At 67.6% G+C, this 2,730-nt stretch carries 2 protein-coding genes; one reads left to right on the top strand and one right to left on the bottom strand.

Annotated features, from left to right (window positions below; all coding sequences use genetic code 11):
- Positions 1-531, bottom strand: a 531-nt coding sequence (locus ACI38Z_RS05570; RefSeq protein WP_439789204.1) for an Eco57I restriction-modification methylase domain-containing protein, incomplete at its 3' end; no start/stop codon positions are given.
- Between the two features lie 426 nt (positions 532-957).
- On the opposite strand from ACI38Z_RS05570, the gene ACI38Z_RS05565 reads away from it, so the two are divergent.
- Entirely contained in the window at positions 958-2,616 is a 1,659-nt protein-coding gene (locus ACI38Z_RS05565) for an AAA family ATPase (protein ID WP_439789203.1), read from the top strand.
- The last annotated feature ends 114 nt before the right edge of the window (positions 2,617-2,730 follow it).

The following is a 2,730-nucleotide window of genomic DNA, read 5'->3' as shown; positions in this document are numbered from 1 at the left end:
AAATTGCTCCTTGTTTGTAAAGTGAATGAATTCATAAACATATTGTTCGAGGCTACTATCGCGCTTGTACTCGGTTTCGGTGGCGCCGCAGTACTTGCAGCGGCCGTTCTCCCAGGTGTGCTCTAGGCGCACGTACTCCACGTTGCCCTTGGGGTTGTCGAACTGCACGACGCTGTAGTGGCCGTTGGGGAACTTGCTGCAGTAGAGGCTGCGGCGCGAGAGCAAACTGGTGAGCTCGGTCGTCGCGATGCCGAAGATCTGCTTCTTGAAGATGTGCTCCAGGCGCTCGTCCAGGTCGGGGAACTGCTCCGCCAGGCCGTCGATCAGGCGCTTGGCAATCTCGCGCAGGAACACACCCGACTTGCAGGCCGGGTCCAAAAACGTCGCGTCCGGGTCGCTCCACAGCTCGGCGGGCAGCATGTCGAGCATCTGGTTCACCAGCTCGGGCGGGGTGAAGACCTCGTCGCTGCTCAGGTTGGCGATGCAGCTGAGGACGTCGGGGTTGTAGGTGCTCTCGAACAAGCTGCTCATCGGGCATCGCCGCGCTTCGCTGCGATGCCGCGGGCGACGCGGGGGCTCGGTTGGCGGCGCGTCTCGCTGGATGTCTGTGCCATGGCGCTCATCTCCGCAGGTGTGGCTGGGTGTCTCGAACGCGTTCGTGCGGTGCGTGTGGCGTGCCTCGGGGCGACACGGCGCGCAAAAATAGACTAATAAGTCTACTTTTGGGAGACTATAGCACAACGGCTGAGGTACGTCCGTACGCGCTTCGGTGGGAATTGGTTTGGCCGCATCGATGGAGGCCAACGGCGGAACGGATGGCGCATCCCGAGCACTCCAGCCACCCTATGTTGAGAGACGTGGCCGTGGGCATATCGCCATATTTGAGGCGGCGCTAGAAACACGCCACGCAGTTGGGCATAATGGACCGTGGCAGACGAGAGGTCGTGGAGGTGCGGCGTGGACACGAGGGCGATCAGCATAGGCAACCAGAGCTTCGCGGACCTTCGCGGGGCGGGCGGCTTCTACATCGACAAGACGGACTTCATCAGGCGCTGGTGGGACTCGCTGGACGTGGTCACGCTCGTCGCGCGCCCCAGGCGCTTCGGCAAGACGCTCACCCTGAGCATGGTGGAGTGCTTCCTGTCCACGGCCTACGCCGGCAGGGCCGACCTCTTCGAGGGGCTCTCCGTCTGGGGCGATCCGCGCTTCCGGGGGCTCCAGGGGACGGTGCCCGTCGTGTCCCTGAGCTTCGCGGGGGTCAAGAAGACGACCTTCGGGGGCATGGTCTCCGAGGTGACCAGGCTGCTCAGGCTGGCGCTGCGCAAGCACGGGTACCTCCGCGAGAGCCCCGCCCTCACCCCCGCCGAGCGCGGCGAGTTCGCGCAGCTCTGCGACTCGATGGGCGAGTCCGAGGCCCCGACCTCCCTCAACGCGCTCTGCGGCCTGCTCGAGGCGCACTGGGGCGTCAAGCCCGTCGTGCTCCTCGACGAGTACGACACGCCGATGGAGCTCGCCTGGGAGCACGGCTTCTGGGACGACGCGGTGGACTTCGTGCGCGACCTCTTCAACAACACCTTCAAGACCAACGCGTCGCTGGGCCGCGCCCTCATCACGGGGCTCACCCGCGTCTCGAGGGAGTCGATCTTCTCGGACCTGAACAACCTCAAGGTGGTCACCACCACGACGCCCCTCTACGAGGACTGCTTCGGCTTCACCGAGGCCGAGGTGTTCGGGGCGATGCGCGACCGCGGCATGCCGGACACCGAGGGCGTGAAGAGGTGGTACGACGGCTTCGTCTTCGGCGGCGTGGCCGACATATACAACCCCTGGAGCATCACGAACTACCTGGACGAGGGCAGGCTCGCCCCCTACTGGGCCAACTCCGGGGGCACCGGCCTGGTGAGCCGCTGCGTGGCCCGCGGCGACGCCGGCCTCAAGGAGGACTTCCGGGCCCTGCTCGACGGCGGGGCCATCACGAAGCCCCTGGACGAGCAGGTGGTCTTCTCCCAGCTCGCCACCCGCCCCAACGCCGTGTGGAGCCTGCTGCTGGCGACCGGCTACCTCAAGGCGGTCTCCCACACCGACGGCGAGGGGGCGTCCGTGACCCTGGCGGTCACCAACCTGGAGACCATGGGGATCCTGGAGGGCCTCGTCTCGGACTGGTTCGAGCCCGCGCGCGGGGCGTGCTCCGACTTCTGCGCCGCCATGCTGGCCGGCGACCGCGAGGCCATGACGGCCTACCTGGGCGAGGTGGCGCTCGAGACGTTCGGCACCTTCGACACCGGGCGCCGCGCCGCCGAGTCCTTCTACCACGGCTTCGTCCTGGGCCTCGTCGTCGACCTGCGGGGCCGCTTCCGCGTGCGCAGCAACCGCGAGAGCGGCTACGGGCGCTACGACGTCGTGCTCGAGCCCGCCGACCCCGCGCGCGACCCCGGGGTCGTCGTCGAGTTCAAGGTGTGCCGCCGGGGCCAGTCCCTGGGGGACGCCGTCGCGGACGCCCTGGCGCAGATAGAGGGCAGGCGCTACGCCGAGGAGCTCGTCGGCCGCGGCGTGCCCGAGGGGCGCGTCCTCAGGTACGGCATCGCCTTCGAGGGCAAGGACTGCCTCGTGGGGTAGGCGCGGCCCACGTCGGCGCCCCCCGCGCGCGGCTGGCGCTGGAAACGCGCCACGCGGCCGGGCATAATGGACCGTGGCAGACGAGAGGTCGTGGAGGTGCGGCGTGGACACGAG

The sequence above is a fragment of the Parafannyhessea sp. genome, assembly GCF_051876455.1.
Lineage (GTDB): Bacteria > Actinomycetota > Coriobacteriia > Coriobacteriales > Atopobiaceae > Parafannyhessea.
The sequence above is the reverse complement of the archived record's forward strand: the minus strand, read 5'-3'. Positions and strand labels throughout refer to the sequence as shown.